16 protein-coding genes are annotated in these 14797 nt (G+C 62.2%); 11 read left to right on the forward strand and 5 right to left on the reverse strand.

The annotated features are described in order from the left end of the window. The first annotated feature begins 105 nt into the window (after positions 1 to 105). Positions 106 to 1107, forward strand: coding sequence for a cysteine synthase A (locus AC1DX3_RS06695; protein ID WP_476988474.1), 1002 nt, complete (start codon positions 106 to 108; stop codon positions 1105 to 1107). Positions 1108 to 1118: 11 nt separating this feature from the next. Here the strand turns inward: AC1DX3_RS06695 and gcvA are convergent, their stop codons facing one another. Beyond that, entirely contained in the window at positions 1119 to 2081 is a 963-nt protein-coding gene (gene gcvA / locus AC1DX3_RS06700; RefSeq protein ID WP_476988475.1) for a transcriptional regulator GcvA, read from the reverse strand. A gap of 81 nt (positions 2082 to 2162) precedes the next feature. Between gcvA and AC1DX3_RS06705 the strand changes: the two genes are divergently transcribed. Together AC1DX3_RS06705 and AC1DX3_RS06710 are read left to right on the forward strand one after the other, a co-directional pair. After that, complete coding sequence (locus AC1DX3_RS06705) at positions 2163 to 3266, forward strand: NAD(P)/FAD-dependent oxidoreductase (RefSeq protein ID WP_476988476.1); 1104 nt, start codon at positions 2163 to 2165, stop codon at positions 3264 to 3266. A gap of 97 nt (positions 3267 to 3363) precedes the next feature. Next, positions 3364 to 3825 (forward strand): SRPBCC family protein, encoded by a 462-nt coding sequence (locus tag AC1DX3_RS06710; protein ID WP_476988477.1) that lies wholly within the window; start codon positions 3364 to 3366, stop codon positions 3823 to 3825. On the opposite strand, the gene AC1DX3_RS06715 is transcribed toward AC1DX3_RS06710, so the two are convergent. Continuing rightward, positions 3810 to 4229 carry a group III truncated hemoglobin gene (locus AC1DX3_RS06715; protein ID WP_476988478.1) on the reverse strand — a complete coding sequence of 140 codons (420 nt, stop codon included), beginning with the start codon at positions 4227 to 4229 and terminating at the stop codon, positions 3810 to 3812. The two genes, AC1DX3_RS06710 and AC1DX3_RS06715, sit on opposite strands and share 16 nt — an antisense overlap. A 103-nt stretch (positions 4230 to 4332) precedes the next feature. Here AC1DX3_RS06715 and AC1DX3_RS06720 point away from each other — a divergent pair, with 103 nt between their 5' ends. From AC1DX3_RS06720 to AC1DX3_RS06750, 7 genes are all read left to right on the forward strand, one after another. After that, positions 4333 to 4680, forward strand: a complete 348-nt coding sequence (locus AC1DX3_RS06720) for a GFA family protein (RefSeq protein WP_476988479.1) — start codon at positions 4333 to 4335, stop codon at positions 4678 to 4680. A 201-nt stretch (positions 4681 to 4881) separates the two neighbouring features. Further along, the gene (gene cysG / locus AC1DX3_RS06725; RefSeq protein ID WP_476988480.1) at positions 4882 to 6267 is read left to right on the forward strand and encodes a siroheme synthase CysG; all 1386 of its coding nucleotides are present in this window, start codon (positions 4882 to 4884) and stop codon (positions 6265 to 6267) included. After that, positions 6264 to 6569: a DUF2849 domain-containing protein gene (locus AC1DX3_RS06730; protein ID WP_476988481.1), complete on the forward strand. Its 306-nt coding sequence runs from the start codon at positions 6264 to 6266 to the stop codon at positions 6567 to 6569. Before cysG ends, AC1DX3_RS06730 begins: the two co-directional genes overlap by 4 nt. A 3-nt stretch (positions 6570 to 6572) precedes the next feature. After that, the gene (locus AC1DX3_RS06735; RefSeq protein WP_476988482.1) at positions 6573 to 8216 is read left to right on the forward strand and encodes a nitrite/sulfite reductase; all 1644 of its coding nucleotides are present in this window, start codon (positions 6573 to 6575) and stop codon (positions 8214 to 8216) included. Beyond that, positions 8203 to 8724 (forward strand): DUF934 domain-containing protein, encoded by a 522-nt coding sequence (locus AC1DX3_RS06740; protein ID WP_476988483.1) that lies wholly within the window; start codon positions 8203 to 8205, stop codon positions 8722 to 8724. The genes AC1DX3_RS06735 and AC1DX3_RS06740 overlap by 14 nt, the downstream gene beginning before the upstream one ends. Then, positions 8721 to 9464: a phosphoadenylyl-sulfate reductase gene (locus tag AC1DX3_RS06745; protein ID WP_476988484.1), complete on the forward strand. Its 744-nt coding sequence runs from the start codon at positions 8721 to 8723 to the stop codon at positions 9462 to 9464. The genes AC1DX3_RS06740 and AC1DX3_RS06745 overlap by 4 nt, the downstream gene beginning before the upstream one ends. A 39-nt stretch (positions 9465 to 9503) precedes the next feature. Next, entirely contained in the window at positions 9504 to 10364 is an 861-nt protein-coding gene (locus tag AC1DX3_RS06750) for an aspartyl protease family protein (RefSeq protein ID WP_476988485.1), read from the forward strand. Here AC1DX3_RS06750 and AC1DX3_RS06755 read toward each other — a convergent pair. From AC1DX3_RS06755 to AC1DX3_RS06765, 3 genes are all read right to left on the reverse strand, one after another. Continuing rightward, a complete protein-coding gene (locus AC1DX3_RS06755; protein WP_476988486.1) occupies positions 10361 to 12271 on the reverse strand; it encodes a caspase family protein in 1911 nt (636 codons plus the stop codon). The genes AC1DX3_RS06750 and AC1DX3_RS06755 overlap by 4 nt on opposite strands. 86 nt (positions 12272 to 12357) lie before the next feature. Next, positions 12358 to 13392, reverse strand: a complete 1035-nt coding sequence (locus AC1DX3_RS06760; RefSeq protein ID WP_476988487.1) for an SAM-dependent methyltransferase — start codon at positions 13390 to 13392, stop codon at positions 12358 to 12360. Continuing rightward, positions 13389 to 14186, reverse strand: a complete 798-nt coding sequence (locus AC1DX3_RS06765) for a DUF1295 domain-containing protein (protein WP_476988488.1) — start codon at positions 14184 to 14186, stop codon at positions 13389 to 13391. Before AC1DX3_RS06765 ends, AC1DX3_RS06760 begins: the two co-directional genes overlap by 4 nt. A 128-nt stretch (positions 14187 to 14314) precedes the next feature. On the opposite strand from AC1DX3_RS06765, the gene AC1DX3_RS06770 reads away from it, so the two are divergent. Beyond that, complete coding sequence (locus AC1DX3_RS06770; protein ID WP_476988489.1) at positions 14315 to 14683, forward strand: DUF2147 domain-containing protein; 369 nt, start codon at positions 14315 to 14317, stop codon at positions 14681 to 14683. Positions 14684 to 14797 lie beyond the last annotated feature (114 nt).

Consider the following 14797-nt stretch of genomic DNA (forward strand, 5'->3'; position numbering starts at 1 on the left):
TTGCTCCAGCGTTACAGAATGACTAAATCGCGAGCTTAGAATCCATCGCTTGGTTGAGCTGTACTAATTTGTTAGCAAGCCAGCCGTGATCGCAGGAGCTCTTCCATGTCCAAGACCGTCTCGTCCGTCGTCGATTTGATCGGCGACACGCCGCTGATCCGCCTGAAGGCGGCATCGGAAGCGACCGGCTGCGAGATCTACGGTAAGGCGGAGTTTTTGAACCCAGGTCAATCGATCAAGGACCGCGCCGCCTTGTGGATCATCCGCGCCGCCGAAGCCGACGGCAGCCTGAAGCCCGGCGGCACCATCGTCGAAGGCACCGCCGGCAATACCGGCATCGGGCTGGCCATGGTCGCCAACGCCCTCGGCTACAAGACCAAGATCGTAATCCCGCGCACCCAGGCCCAGGAAAAGAAGGACGCGATACGTGCTTTCGGCGCCGAGCTGATCGAGGTCGACGCCCTGCCCTATGCCAATCCCGGCAACTATGTCCGCTATTCCGGCACCCTGGCGCAGGAGCTGCGTGATGCCGGCGAAAGCGTCATCTGGGCCAATCAATTCGACAATACCGCCAATCGCCAGGCCCATATCGACGCCACAGGTCCGGAAATCTGGGCTCAAACCGACGGCAAGGTCGACGCTTTTATCTGCGCTGTCGGCTCGGGTGGTACCCTGGGCGGTGTCAGCCTCTATCTCAAGTCCAAGAGCCCGGACATCCAGATCGGTCTAGCCGATCCTTACGGCGCTGCGCTTTACAGCTATTACACGACCGGTGAACTGAAGTCGGAAGGCACTTCGATTTCCGAAGGCATCGGTCAGGGCCGCATCACCGCCAATCTCGAAGGTATCGTCGTCGACCGGTCGTACCGCGTCGCCGATGACGAGTGGCTGCCGGTGTTGTATGATTTGATCCAGCAGGAAGGCCTGTGCCTCGGCACTTCGGCGGCGCTCAATATCGTCGGCGCCATGAAAATGGCCAAGGATTTGGGCCCCGGCAAGACCATCGTCACCGTGCTGTGCGACTACGGTAACCGTTACGCATCGAAGATCTTCAATCCGCCGTTCCTGCGCGAAAAGGGCCTGCCCGTCCCGCCCTGGATGTCATAGTGGACGCTTCCCTAAATACCTTCCGCGGCGAAGACCGGGGTCTCGGCAGCGGCCTTGGGCGCGCCGTCGTTACGGGCCGCTTCCAGGCGCAACCACGCCATGAAACGCGCCTGGGCCGGGGTCGGCTCGCGCGTTTGCGGCCACACAAGGTAATAGCCGTATTGCAGCGGCGCGTCCTTTTCGTCGAACAGCACCATCAAACGCCCGGCCAGCAAGTCGGCTTCGGCGATGGTGCGCTTGGCCAGGGCGACGCCGCGGCCGGCGACCGCCGCTTCGATGACCATGGACGATTGGTTGAAACGCGGGCCGCGCGACGCGTCGACGCCTTCAACGCCGTGCGCCTTCAGCCACATCGCCCAATCGGGGCAGCTGGGATCGGTCTCGAAGCCGACATCGTGCAACAGCAGGTGATGGGCCAGATCGGCGGGCTTCTTGATCGGCGCAGCGTCGAACAGGGCCGGCGAGCACACCGGTACCACGGCTTCGGCCAGCAGGTGTTCGACATGCAGGCCGCTATAGTGGCCGTTGCCGTAACGGACGGCCAGGTCGATGTCGGAGACGGCGAAATCGACCGGCGCCATATCGGCGCTGACCCAAACATCGATATCTTCATTAGCGGCGCTAAAGTCATAGAGCCGCGGCATCAGCCACTTGGCGGCGAAGCTGGGGGCGGCCGAGACGGTGACGCGGCCCTTGGTCGTGCCGGCCTTCATCAGGCGCGTTGCCTCGAACATCTTCTCGAACGCTTCACGCAGAATCTGCGCCGACGCCTTGCCGGCATCGCTCAGCACCACGCGGCGGCCATCGCGCACGAACAGCTCGACGCCGACATGTTCCTCCAGCAGACGGATCTGCTGCGACACCGCGCCCGGCGTCACGAACAGCTCTTCGGCCGCCTGCTTGAAGCTTTCATGCCTGGCTGCCGCTTCGAACACCCGAAGCGCCGACAGCGGCGGCAAACGATCACGCGACATAACAATACCTTTAGCCAACCTGTGTTGTGCGCCGTCCTATAGCGCATTTCAGTTTAAATAAACTATCCGGAGAAAAATTTCATGACCCTAGATGCCAATCCGCTACACCACGTGGAAGCGTTGGAATCCGGCCAGACCTGGACGACCGATGTCGTCGTCATCGGCGCCGGCCCGGTCGGGCTGTTCAGCGTCTTCGAACTGGGGCTGCTCGATATCAAATGCCATCTGGTCGACATCCTCGACAAGGTCGGCGGTCAATGCGCCGAGCTCTATCCGGAAAAGCCGATCTACGACATCCCAGCCTGGCCGATCATCTCCGGCGATGATCTGACCAAGCGCTTGCTGGAACAGATCCATCCCTTCGGCGCCAAGTACCATCTCGGCGAAATGGCCGTCGCCGTGCGCAAGATCGAAGAGGGCGAAGAGGGTGCCGGCCTGTGGGAAGTCACCACCGACCAGAAGACCGTCATCCGCGCCAAGGCCATCGTCATCGCCGCCGGCGGCGGCTCTTTCCAACCGAAAAAGCCGCCCATCCCGGGCATCGACGGCTTTGAAAACATCGGGGCCGGCAAGGGCGTTCATTATGCCGTGCGCAAGATGGAAGCCTTCCGCGACAAGACGATCGTTATTTCCGGCGGCGGCGATTCCGCGCTCGACTGGACACTGAACCTGCAACCGATCGCCAAGCGCGTCACCCTGATCCACCGTCGCGACGATTTCCGCGCCGCTCCGCACAGCGTAGCCAAGATGCGCGAGCTGGTCGCCGAGGGCAAGATGGACCTGGTCATTGCCCAGGCGACGTCCTTGAAGGGTGAGACCGGCCATGCGCTGGAAGCCGTCCATATCGAGGACGCCGATGGCAAGGAATCTTACTTGCCGGCCGATGCCTTCCTGCCCTTCTTCGGCCTGACCATGAAGCTGGGTCCGGTGGCGGAGTTCGGCCTCAACCTGCATGAAAACCTGATCCCGGTCGATACCGAGAAGTTCGAGACCTCGACACCGGGCATCTTCGCTATCGGCGATATCAACCACTATCCAGGCAAGCTGAAACTGATCCTCAGCGGCTTCCACGAAGCGGCCCTGATGGCGCAAAAGGCCCACCATTACGTCCACCCGGACCGTAAGCTGCGCTTCCAATATACGACGTCATCGAGCGATCTGCAGAAGAAGCTGGGCGTGAAGTAAGGCTTGGGGCCAGTGCTTTACGTTGTCTGGCCCCAAGCCCCAAAACTGATCCAAATCGTCGCCAATGCTGTACAATGGCAAAAGCTGGGGAGCGGCCATGGCGGCGAAGGATTTTCATCTGGTCACGGAATGGCGTTTGAACGCGCCGGTCGAACGCGTATGGGCCTTGCTCACCGCCGTCGAGCACTGGCCATCGTGGTGGTCGGCGGTCAAATGTGTTGACCTGATCGACGCCGGCGACGAAACCGGCGTCGGGGCCTTGCGGCGCATGACCTGGCGCACCGCCCTGCCCTATGCTTTGACCTTCGATATACGCACGACAAAGGTCGAGCCCATGACTTTGATCGAAGGTCAGGCCAGCGGTGAACTGGACGGCCTGGGCCGCTGGACCATGCGGGCCGAGGGTGAGGTAACCCATGTCCGTTATGACTGGATCGTCGCTGTATCGAAGCCTTGGATGCGATTGTTCGCGCCCGTCCTCAGACCGGTTTTCGCTTGGAACCACGACAAGGTCATGGACTGGGGCCTGACCGGCATCCGCCGTCAGCTCGGCCGATAAAACAGCCCAAGTTTCAGACTTTCGCCGATACGATTGGCGCGGACCATGAAATATTCGACGGCCGCTTCGGTCGGGGCGATGTCGCGCAGAGTCTGTTCGAACAGGTACAGCCATTCGCCAAAATGCGCTGGTTCGATGGCCGGCACGCGCATATGGGCCTGCATCGGCCGGCCGGAATAGGCGCCGGCATTGAGCGCCACCGAGGCCCAGAAGGCCTTCAATTTGTCGAGATGCTCCGGCCAGTCAAACACGGCGCCGTTGAACACAGGTCCGAGATGCGGATGCTCGCGCACCCGGCTGTAGAACTCATCGACCAGTTTTGAAATAAAGGCTTCGTCGATACCGATAGCGGCGGCGTCTTCGCGGATTTTTTGGCGGGCGGCCAAGGCGTGATCTGAACTCATGGCCATAACCTAGGGCTTTTGCCGGGTTTGGCAATGCGACGGATTGTCCGCGATTGTTTTCTTACGATCAGAATGTTTGAATGCGCCAAACAGGAGAGACAACATGTTGCATCAGGGAAGCTGCCATTGCGGCAAGATCGCCTTCGAGGTTGAAGGCGATTTCAACGAAGGCATGGATTGCAATTGCTCTCTATGCCGGCGGCGCGGCGCCTTGTTGGCCTTTGTGCCGGCCGATGCTTTTACGCTGACGACGCCGGAAGAGAACCTGTCGACCTATAATTTCAACAAGCGGGTTTTACACCATCATTTCTGCGCCACCTGTGGGATTGCGCCGTTTTCCGAAGGCAGCGGGCCGGATGGAAAGCCGATGAAGGCCATTAATCTGCGTTGTTTGCCGGATGTTGATCTTGAGAGTTTGAAGATCACAAAGTGGGATGGGAAAAACCACTGATTCCAAGTCGTCTTGACTTGGCAAGGGCGACCGCCCGCCCGAGCCCGTGCGAGGAGCCCAGGGGCGCTTGAGCGGAAACAAAGTAACCATTAGCCGCCCTAAACTCCCGGGCGACAAACCATCGCTTTAAATGGCGGGCGTGAAAGACTACATAAAAGCCTGTCAGGGAGCACCCTTTGTGCGCCCGAATGAGTGATTGCGATGCTGGCACTTCCCTTGTCATGGCCGTTGGCGGACCGTCAGGTGATCCTAATCGGTGCCGGCGCGTGGCTGGTGCGCAAGGTCGCCCTGCTGGCGCGTACGCCGGCCAAATTGGTTGTTTTTGCTCCCTTTGGCGACACTTTCGAAGACATTCAAGTCGAATCCCGTTGGCCGGAAGCCGCCGAACTGACCGAGGCCAGTCTGATGGTCGTGGCTTTCGAAGAACGCCAACTGGCTGAGCGCGGTGCTGCCCTGGCGCGGGCCACCAAGGCGCCGCTCAATGTCGTCGACTATCCCGATATCAGCGATTTCAACTTTCCCGCCATTATCGACCGCGGTCCCTTGAGCATCGGCGTCGCCACCGGCGGCTCGGCCCCGGTTCTGGCGCGCGAGATTCGCCGCAAGATCGAAGCCGCCGTGCCGCCATCGGAAACCCACGTTGCCGAGTTCGCGCAAGCCTTGGGTCCGTATCTGCGTCAGACCTTCGCCAATGTCGACGATCGCCGCCGCGCCTGGGAAGCCGTTCTGGTGTCTCCCGCCGCCGAGCTGGCGCGCGCAGGCAAGATCGAAGAGGCCGTGGCCGCAGCCAAGGCCATGAATTTCGGCGAACGCACGGGTGTCGTCCATCTGGTCGGCGCCGGTCCAGGCGATCCGGAACTGTTGACCCTGAAGGCCCTGCGCCTCCTCAGCGAGGCCGACGTCATCGTCTATGACCGCCTGGTCGGGCAACAGATTATGGACATGGCGCGGCGCGATTGCGAACGCATCTATGTCGGCAAGGAACGCTCGAACCACAGCGTGCCGCAAGAGCAAATCCACGAATTGCTGGTCGAGCAGGCCCGCCTCGGCAAACGCGTGGTGCGCTTGAAGGGCGGCGATCCATTCGTCTTCGGCCGCGGCGGCGAAGAGGTCGAAGCTCTGCGTCAGGCCGGCATCGAAGTCCAGATAACCCCGGGCATCACCGCGGCACTCGGCTGCGCGGCGTCTAGCGGCGTGCCGCTGACCCACCGCGACCATGCCCAAAGCGTTACCTTCGTCACTGGCCACGCCAAAGATGGCGACCACGACAACAATCCTCTGATGCTCGACTGGGCGGCCTTATCGGCGCCGCACCACACCCTGGTCGTCTATATGGGCGTGGCGACCAGCCAGATCATTGCGGACAAGCTGCTGCATCACGGCCGCATGCCCGACACCCCGGCGCTGATCATCGAAAACGGCACGCGTCCGGACGAGAAGCGCACCCTGACCGATCTGCAATCCCTCGCCGACACCGTCGCCGGCGCGCCACCGAAGGGCCCGACCCTGGTCATTATCGGCGAGGTCGCCTCGCTGTACCAGTCCGGCGCCGCCGTCACCGAAATCTATGAGAGACTGAACGCATGAAGTTGCTGACCGCCAACCGGTTAACCGATGGCCTCACGCTGTGGTATGGAGAGGCCGGCTGGGTCGAGGACGCGGCCAAGGCCGTGCGCCTGGATGACGCCGCCGCCGAGGACCTGCTGCTGACCTGGAAAGGCCGCGAGACCGAGGTCGTCGCCCCCTATCTCATCCCCCTGACCGATGCCGGCACGCCGGTGCAGCGCGAGCACGTGCGCGAATTCGTCCGCGCCAACGGCCCGACGATCGGTCAAACCGCCGACGCCCTGTCCCAAGCTTTCGGCCGCGCCGACGTTTTCGAGGCCTGAACCATGTACCAATACGACGCCTTCGACCACGCCTTCGTCCGTGACCGGAACAACGAGTTTTCCGATCAGGTCGCCCGCCGCCTGTCCGGCGAGATCACCGAGGATCAGTTCAAGCCGCTGCGCCTGATGAACGGCCTGTATCTGCAATTGCACGCCTACATGCTGCGCATCGCCATTCCTTACGGCGTGCTGTCGTCGAACCAGGTCCGCCGGCTGGCCCACATCGCCCGCACCTATGACCGCGATTTCGGCCACTTCACCACGCGCCAGAACTTGCAATTCAACTGGATCAAATTGGCCGACGCGCCGAAGATCCTGGAAGAGCTGGCCGAGGTCGAGATGCACGCCCTGCAGACCTCGGGCAACTGCATCCGCAACACCACGACCGACCAGTTCGCCGGCGCCGCCGCCGACGAACATGACGATCCGCGTCCGTGGGCCGAGATTATCCGCCAGTGGTCGAGCAACCATCCGGAATTCACCTTCCTGCCGCGCAAGTTTAAGATCGCCATCACCGGCGCTGCCCGCGACCGTGCCGCCATCCGCGTTCACGATATCGGTTTGCACCTGAAGCCCGAAGGATTCGACGTCTATGTCGGCGGCGGCATGGGCCGCACGCCGTCGCTGGGGCACCTGATCAAGACCGGCCTGCCGGGCGAACAGCTGCTCAGCTATCTCGAAGCCTGTTTGCGCGTCTATAACCGTTACGGCCGGCGCGACAATATCTACAAGGCGCGCATCAAGATCCTGGTCGCCGCGCTGGGCGCCGAAGAGTATAAGCGCCAGGTCGAGGACGAGCTGAGCACCATGGATGCGGCACGTATCGATGCCCCGGTGGCCGAGATCGTCCGTGTCCGGAGTTTCTTCCCCGAACCGGCCTATAAGACCGCCGCTTTCGACCGCGTGGCGTTTGAACGGGCGAAGACCGCCGATGCCGCCTTTGCGCGTTGGGTCAGGAACAACACCCACGCCCACAAGCGCGACGACCATATTTCGGTGACCATTTCGTTGAAGCCGGTCGGCCTGCCGCCGGGCGACGCCTCGTCCGAACAGATGGACGTCATGGCCGACGTCGCCGACGCCTATGCCTATGGCGAGCTGCGCGTGTCACACGAACAGAACATCATCCTGCCCCACGTAGCGAAGGCCGATCTCTATGAGCTGTATCGCCGCCTCGATGCCGTCAATCTCAGCACGGCCAATGGCGGCAAGATCACCGATATGATCGTCTGCCCGGGGCTCGACTATTGCTCCCTGGCCAATGCCCGGTCGATCCCCTTGGCCCAGGACATTTCGCGCCGCTTCGAAGACGCCAACCTGACCGACAAGATCGGTGATTTGCAGATCAAGATTTCAGGCTGCATCAATGCCTGCGGCCACCACCATGTCGGCCATATCGGCATACTGGGTGTCGACAAGCAGGGCATCGAATTCTACCAGATCCTGCTGGGCGGCCGCGCCGACGAAAGCGCCGCGCTTGGCGTTATCACCGGCAAGGGCCTGCCCGCCGAAGCCGTGCCGGCCGCCATCGAGCGCGTCGTCCAGCTTTATCTTGAACTGCGCACCGGCCCGGATGAGCGTTTTATCGACGCCCTGGAACGCCTCGGCCGCAACACTTTCGCGGAGGCCCTGCATGAGCCAGCCTAATTCGAGTTTTGAACCGGCTGTGGTTACCCGCGACGGCGCCGTCATCCCAGACGGCTGGACGTTACTGGCCGACGATGAGACGACTGGCGCCGATGGGCCCTATATCCTCGGTTTCGACCGCGCGCTCAGCGAGCTGGACGGTCTCAACGGCCATTACGGTGTCCGCATCAAGCCGGGCGACGATGTCCGGCTGCTGGAGCCTTATCTAGAGAAACTGACCCTGATCGAGGTCAGCTTTCCGGGCTTTCGTGACGGCCGTGGCTATTCGACCGCCCGCATCCTGCGCGAGGACCTGAAGTTCACCGGCATCATTCGCGCCGTCGGCGACGTCTTGCGCGACCAGCTGTTCTACATGCTGCGCTGCGGTTTCGACGAATTCGCCGTCAAGGACCGCGATCCGTCCGAGGCCATCCTGTCCGCGGCCACGCGCTTCTCGACGACCTATCAGGGCGCCGCCGATGCCGCGCGGCCCACATGGGCATTGAGGCATACTGAGGCTGCGTCATGACCGTCCTGATCGATACACTGCAACGCGCGCCCAGCGAGGGCGCCACCCGTGCCGAAGCCCTGAGCGCGCGTTATGAGACCATGACGGCGCAAGAGATCCTGCGCGACGCCATCCGCAACGAATTCTTCGGCGACATCACCTTGTCGTCGTCGTTCGGCGCCGATTCGGCCGTGCTGCTGCACATGGTGTCGGAGATCGATCCGGCCCTGCCCGTGCTGTTCCTCGACACCGACCGCCACTTCTTTCAGACCCTGCAATATCGCGATGAATTGGCCGCCCGGTTGGGTTTGACCAATATCGTGGTGTTGAAGGCCGATGCCGATGAGGCCGCGATGGAAGATGCCAAGGGCACGCTATGGCGGACCCATCCGGATCAGTGCTGCGACCTGCGCAAGGTGCGGCCACTGAACCGGCTGATGGAAAATTACGGCGCCTGGATTTCCGGCCGCAAGCGCCATCAGAGCGCAACGCGGACACGCCTGCCGATCGTCGAATATGACGGCCAACACTTCAAGGTCAATCCTCTGGCCACGTGGACCCAGGCCGATATCGAAGCCTATTTCGCCGAACACGACCTGCCGCCGCATCCCCTGGTCGAACAGGGCTTTCCGTCGATCGGCTGCTTTACCTGCACCAAGCCGGTGGCCGCCGGAGAAGACGCGCGCTCGGGCCGATGGGCCGGCACCGAAAAGGTCGAATGCGGCATCCACAACCCGATCTATGGCGGCGACGGGATTTAAGTATTGTCCTTTGATGGGGTTTAACGCAGGTTCGGCGGCATGATCAAAGCCGCCGCCCTTTTCCTCGCCATCGCCCTTTCGTCGTGTGCTACGGCGCCGGAAGCCTCCCACGACATCGTCCTGCCGTCAGCCTTTCGCGATGGCGCCGCCTTTATCCAGGTCTCGGTCAACGGCGCGCCGCCGCGCTGGATGGGACTGGATGACGGCACCTCGCCGTCGGTGCTCGATCTCGACTATGCCAAGAGCCTGGGTTTGACACTCAAACCGGGTGCCGGCGCGGGAACCGGTTTCGGCACGCAGAAGATCCAGTTTTTCAACACGGTCGTCGATATCGCCAGCGGTGATGCGACGCGTAGCCATGTCGACTTTTCCGCCGCGCCCTTGACCGGCATGACCGGACCGGATGGTCAGCCTCTGGCCGGTGTTGTCGGCTACAGCCTGCTTAAAGATCGTATTCTGGTCATCGACTATAAGGCAGCCACCATCGCCTTCGTGGCGTCGTCCGAACGCCGCGATAGCGATATCCCAATGGGTATGGACAACCTCATTCCAACCGTGCCGATCACGGTGGCCGGCCATACATTGAGCGCCCTGATCGATACCGGCGGCGCATATGAACTGCTGGTTACGCCCAAGGGTGTCGCCGCGGCGGGTTTGCAGGCCTATGTCGACCAGGCCCAGCGGGTCACCGGTTATGGTTATGCCGGCGCGCAGGCCGTGAGGATCGGCTCCGCGCCGGATGTGACGGTGGGTCCTTTCAGCCATGCCAATCCGGTCACGGTCTATTCGACCTTCGGCACAGCGCCTTTGAAATCCCAGGCGGCCATCGGCTATCAGTTCCTGCGCCATTACAGGGTGACGCTGAACTACCGCGCCCGGACGGTGCGATTGGAACCTTAATTGGCGGACAGAGTCTTGAGCTGTTCGGCCGCCCAGGTATTGCCGCCTGCGGCCGCCTGCTGATACCAAGTACGCGCCTGGGTCAGATCCATTGCTCCGCCCAGGCCGTTTTGGAACATCAGGCCGATATTGGCCATGGCGCCGTTATTGCCGGCCTGGGCGGCCGCCAGGAAAAGCCGCCGCGCCACCACCAAATCCTGGGTCACGCCGTGGCCGTTATAGTAGAGCGTGCCCAAAGACGCCGTTGCCGAAACATCGCCGGCCGCCATGGCCTGTTCGTACCAGTGCCGCGCGGTGCCGTAATCCTGGGTCGTGCCGTAGCCGTTCTCGTACATGAAGCCGGTCGACACCATGGCCGTGACGTCACCCTTTTCGGCGGCCAGCTTGTACCAGACCAGGGCCTGGCCATAGTCTTGGGCACCGCCGATGCCGTGGAAATACATGGCGGCAAGATCGGTCATGGCAGTGGTTTGGCCGGCCGCCGCGGCCTTCAGCGCCAGAGGCCGCGCCTTGGTCGCGTCGGTAAAGCCGGTGTTGGGGGTCAAGTACATTTCCGCCAGAAGGGCCGAGGCGTCGCCATTGCCCATGTCGGAGGCCTTTTGGAACCAGTCGCGCGCCGCGGCATAGCCGGCGGGATCGAGGTTGAGGCGGGCTGTGACCAGGCCCATGCCGACCATCGCTTCGCTATTGCCGGCGGCGGCCGATTTGGCGAACCAGGCACCGGCCTTGTCGAGGACATTGCCAGCCAGATAGGCACGGCCGAGATTGAGCTGGAGGCGGCGGTTATTCGGGTCCTGGTCGACGGCCTTTTGACAGGCTTCGACGGCATCGGGCGAGGAGATGCTGGCCAGGTGAATAAAGGGCGCGCTTGCAGGGCGGTCCTGGTCGAACTCGGAGCCCGCCTTGATATCGCACAGGCCGATGACGCCAGCATTGATGGCAGGCGCCAGGCCGGCGTCGAACGAAGTCGGGTTGTGCGAGATATTGCACAGGGGATCGCCCAGGCGCGCCTGGGCCAGGCCGGCAAAATCGCCATTGGGATATTTGTTGAGATAGGCGCGGTAGTCGCCGCAGTCCTTGGCCGAAGCCCAGAAGGTCTGTTCGACGCTTGGGCCCGCGGTGATATTCGTGGTGTTGATATTGATCGTGCAGCCAGCCAGGCAGATGGTGTCGTAGATGCGGTTGTTGGACCACGGGCGCTGCTTGCGGCCAGTCTGGTTTGCGACCTGGACTTGCACAGAATCGAAGACCTGGGTGACGGTCTTGCCCGGCTTGACCAGTTCGGCCGCGAGGATTGGGGCATAGACGCCTACGCCGGCAATGTCGCCGAGATCGGTCGAATAGGCGACGAGCGTATTGGGGTCGGCAGCGACGGCGACCAGGCCTTTCGACGCGCCCTTGCCCAGACTTGGGGTATTGCGGCAGGCGTCGACGACGATGATCACGGCCTGGGCATTGGTATTGGCCATGCCATCCATCAGGTCGCCCAGCTTGATACCCGACGACGGCAGGTCGGCAGCAACCTGGACGTCGGCATCGATGCTAAGGAGATAGTTGTCGCCCTTTTCGTCGGTCGGATCGGCCATGCCGTGACCGGTATAATAGATGAAGCCGATGGCGCCGGGTGACGCGGCCAGTTTACGGCGGAAGTCCTTGATGACCTGGCGGAGATTGGGGTGACCGCCGGAACCATCGAGCGTGGCGTCGCGCACAGAGGTGACGTCGAAGCCGACCTTGGTCAGGGCGTTTTTCATCTGTGCCGCTTCGCCGTCGGTGTCGGGCAAGGGTGTCAGGGACTGGTAATCGACCTGGTTAATGACCAGGGCCATCTTGGCGCCGTCGGCGGCATGGGCCTGGGTGCTGAAGCACAACAGGGCTGAGACCAGTAGTATCGACCACAGTTTCATTGCCGCCTCCCCGTTTCGCGAACCTTGTTACGATCCTTGCATTTAGGGTGACACAAGCGGAGCCGGTATTCAAGTTACAGCTCTTGTCAGGCAGAGGAGGCAGGGGCCAGCAGGTAGTGGCCGATGCCCCATTCAGAGCCGCCGGCATGACCGAACAGGCCTGCAGTCGCCAGGAAAAACAGGCGCCAGCGTCGGCGCCACAAGCCGGCATCGGCACCATAAACGTCGCGCAGGATCGGATCGATACGGGCGAGATTGTCGTCGAAGTTTTCCAGCCAATCGAGGGCGGTTTGGCGATAGTGGCTGCCCGACCAACGCCATTCCTGCTCGACCGTAAACAGGTGCGGGAAACGGTGCGGCAGGTCATGGGCCGGCATGATACCGCCGGTGAAGAAGTAGCGGCCGATCCAGTCGGCCGGGTCGGTATGGTCGAAACGGTAGGAATGCGATTTGTGGGTGAAGATGTGGAAGAACAGGCGGCCGTCACGCTTCAGCCAGGTGCGGGCGTGCGCCAGCAGGTCGTGCCAGTTTGACATGTGCTCGAACATCTCGACGCTCACGATACGGTCGAAGCTGTTCGTGGTGGCGAAGTCGTTCATGTCGGCAGTGACGACGGTCAGGTTGTCGAGGCCACGCAGCGCCGCCTCGCCCATGATATATTCGCGCTGGGAGTGGGAATTCGACACCGAGGTGATGCGGGCATGAGGATAGGTCTTGGCCATGTGCAGGGACAGCGAGCCCCAGCCGCAGCCGAGTTCGAGGATATCCATGCCGTCCTTCAGGCCGGCGCGGTGGCAGGTTTCCAGCAGGGCGAAAGTTTCGGCTTCGGCAAGCGTCGTATCGGGCGTCGGATAGAGGCAGCACGAATATTTGCGTTGCGGCCCAAGGATCAGGCCGAAAAATTCATCGGGAATTTCATAGTGTTGCGCGTTGGCGGCATCGGCATGGGCGGCGATGGGATAATCGCGCATCTCGGCGAGGAACGCCTCTTCGTCCGATTGCGGGGCGTGGGCCAGTTGCTTGCGCGTGCGGCCGACCAACCAGTCGATACCGGCCAGCGTCAGGCCGTCGGGAAGCGGGGCGCGCTCGGCGGCGCCGATGGTACTGGCGATGAGGTTCATGAGTTTCGCTCCTTGTGTTGGGGACCGGGGAAGAAGGCATTGACCCTGGCCTGATAGGCTTTGAAGGCCTGCGGGCGGGTCGCGAGCATGTGTTTTTCGAGCGGCGGGATGCCGGAGATATAGACCAGCAGGATGTACATCCAGACGGGGGCGATCAGGGCTGCCCAGGCGTAGGGCGCAGGCCCGATGGCGAGGACGGCCCAGGCGCACCAGCCCAGCCATTCGAAGAAATAGTTGGGGTGGCGCGACCATTGCCACAGGCCGATATCGCAGACGGTGGAGCGGCCGGGATTCGACTTGCTGAAACGGGCCAGCTGGGCGTCGGCGGTGGCTTCGCCGGCAAAGGCGATCAGCAGCAGGGCGATGCCGGCAAAGTCCCAGACTTGTGGAAAGGGAGCTGGATTGGTGGCAGCCAGGCGGACGGCAAAGACCAGGACGAAGGCGGCCAGGGCCTGAACCTGCAACATGAAAAAGAGATAGGTCGGCCAGGCCTTTCCCTGTTCCTCTTGCAGGGCGGCGTAGCGCGGATCGTCCCCGCCGCCGTGGGTGCGGCCGGCGATGTGCAGGCCCAGCCGTACCGCCCAGATGGCGACCAGAACCGCGACCGCTATGCGGCGGCTGGGGTTGGCGGCGGCGTCCGGCAGCAGGGCGGAAGCGACGCCACCGGCACCGACGGCAAAGGTCCAGAGCGTGTCGATCCAGCCGCTTTTGCGGGTGATCAGCTGCACGGCCCAGGCCACCATCATGACTAGGCTGACGCCGGCGGCAAGCGAGATGAGAGTGATGGGGTCCATGGGGCGCCTTTGGTTTCCTGATGGGGATTACGGCGCGAAAGGTCTTCCGGTTCATGGGAGGGCGAAAATTCCTGATCCGGATGGATGCGTTGCGCGTATCGCTTATGGGGCCGGCACAGGAGACGAATATGAAACGATATTTATGGACGGCTTTGTTGCTTATGGCGGTCGGTGGCGCCCAGGCGGCGGAGCCGTCACCTCAGGGGCAATGGGCGCGTGGCGACGGCAAGGCCAGGGTCATCGTCGAACCGTGCGGTAGCGACCTGTGCGCTATCAATACCTGGATCAAGCCCGGTACGCCCGATGAGAAGGTCGGGGACAAGCTGGTCATGGCGGTCAGGCGTAGCGGCACGGCGTTGTGGAAGGGCAAGGCCTTCGATCCGCAACGCAACCAGACCTATGGTTTTACCATGAAGGTGCAGGACCGCACCATGACGACGACCGGGTGCATTCTGGGGGTCTTGTGCAAGGATATGGGCTGGACAAGGCTGGAGTAAATCGCCGTCGCTATGCAGTAGTCAAGGCGCTGCATAGAGACCGCGATATCATTGAATTTATTCAGTTTATCAGGATTAATGCAGAGGGTGTCGTTGCGGCAATAGGCTACCGAA

It is taken from the genome of Asticcacaulis sp. P2_B1 (assembly GCF_056404915.1).

Coding starts and splice junctions, on each gene's coding strand:
- AC1DX3_RS06740 (WP_476988483.1), top strand. CDS start 8,203: ATGAGCCAGCCTAATTCGAGTTTTGAACCGGCTGTGGTTACCCGCGAC.
- AC1DX3_RS06695 (WP_476988474.1), top strand. CDS start 106: ATGTCCAAGACCGTCTCGTCCGTCGTCGATTTGATCGGCGACACGCCG.
- cysG (WP_476988480.1), top strand. CDS start 4,882: ATGCTGGCACTTCCCTTGTCATGGCCGTTGGCGGACCGTCAGGTGATC.
- AC1DX3_RS06710 (WP_476988477.1), top strand. CDS start 3,364: ATGGCGGCGAAGGATTTTCATCTGGTCACGGAATGGCGTTTGAACGCG.
- AC1DX3_RS06745 (WP_476988484.1), top strand. CDS start 8,721: ATGACCGTCCTGATCGATACACTGCAACGCGCGCCCAGCGAGGGCGCC.
- AC1DX3_RS06730 (WP_476988481.1), top strand. CDS start 6,264: ATGAAGTTGCTGACCGCCAACCGGTTAACCGATGGCCTCACGCTGTGG.
- AC1DX3_RS06720 (WP_476988479.1), top strand. CDS start 4,333: ATGTTGCATCAGGGAAGCTGCCATTGCGGCAAGATCGCCTTCGAGGTT.
- AC1DX3_RS06765 (WP_476988488.1), bottom strand. CDS start 14,186: ATGGACCCCATCACTCTCATCTCGCTTGCCGCCGGCGTCAGCCTAGTC.
- AC1DX3_RS06770 (WP_476988489.1), top strand. CDS start 14,315: ATGAAACGATATTTATGGACGGCTTTGTTGCTTATGGCGGTCGGTGGC.
- AC1DX3_RS06760 (WP_476988487.1), bottom strand. CDS start 13,392: ATGAACCTCATCGCCAGTACCATCGGCGCCGCCGAGCGCGCCCCGCTT.
- AC1DX3_RS06715 (WP_476988478.1), bottom strand. CDS start 4,229: ATGAGTTCAGATCACGCCTTGGCCGCCCGCCAAAAAATCCGCGAAGAC.
- AC1DX3_RS06735 (WP_476988482.1), top strand. CDS start 6,573: ATGTACCAATACGACGCCTTCGACCACGCCTTCGTCCGTGACCGGAAC.
- gcvA (WP_476988475.1), bottom strand. CDS start 2,081: ATGTCGCGTGATCGTTTGCCGCCGCTGTCGGCGCTTCGGGTGTTCGAA.
- AC1DX3_RS06705 (WP_476988476.1), top strand. CDS start 2,163: ATGACCCTAGATGCCAATCCGCTACACCACGTGGAAGCGTTGGAATCC.
- AC1DX3_RS06755 (WP_476988486.1), bottom strand. CDS start 12,271: ATGAAACTGTGGTCGATACTACTGGTCTCAGCCCTGTTGTGCTTCAGC.
- AC1DX3_RS06750 (WP_476988485.1), top strand. CDS start 9,504: ATGATCAAAGCCGCCGCCCTTTTCCTCGCCATCGCCCTTTCGTCGTGT.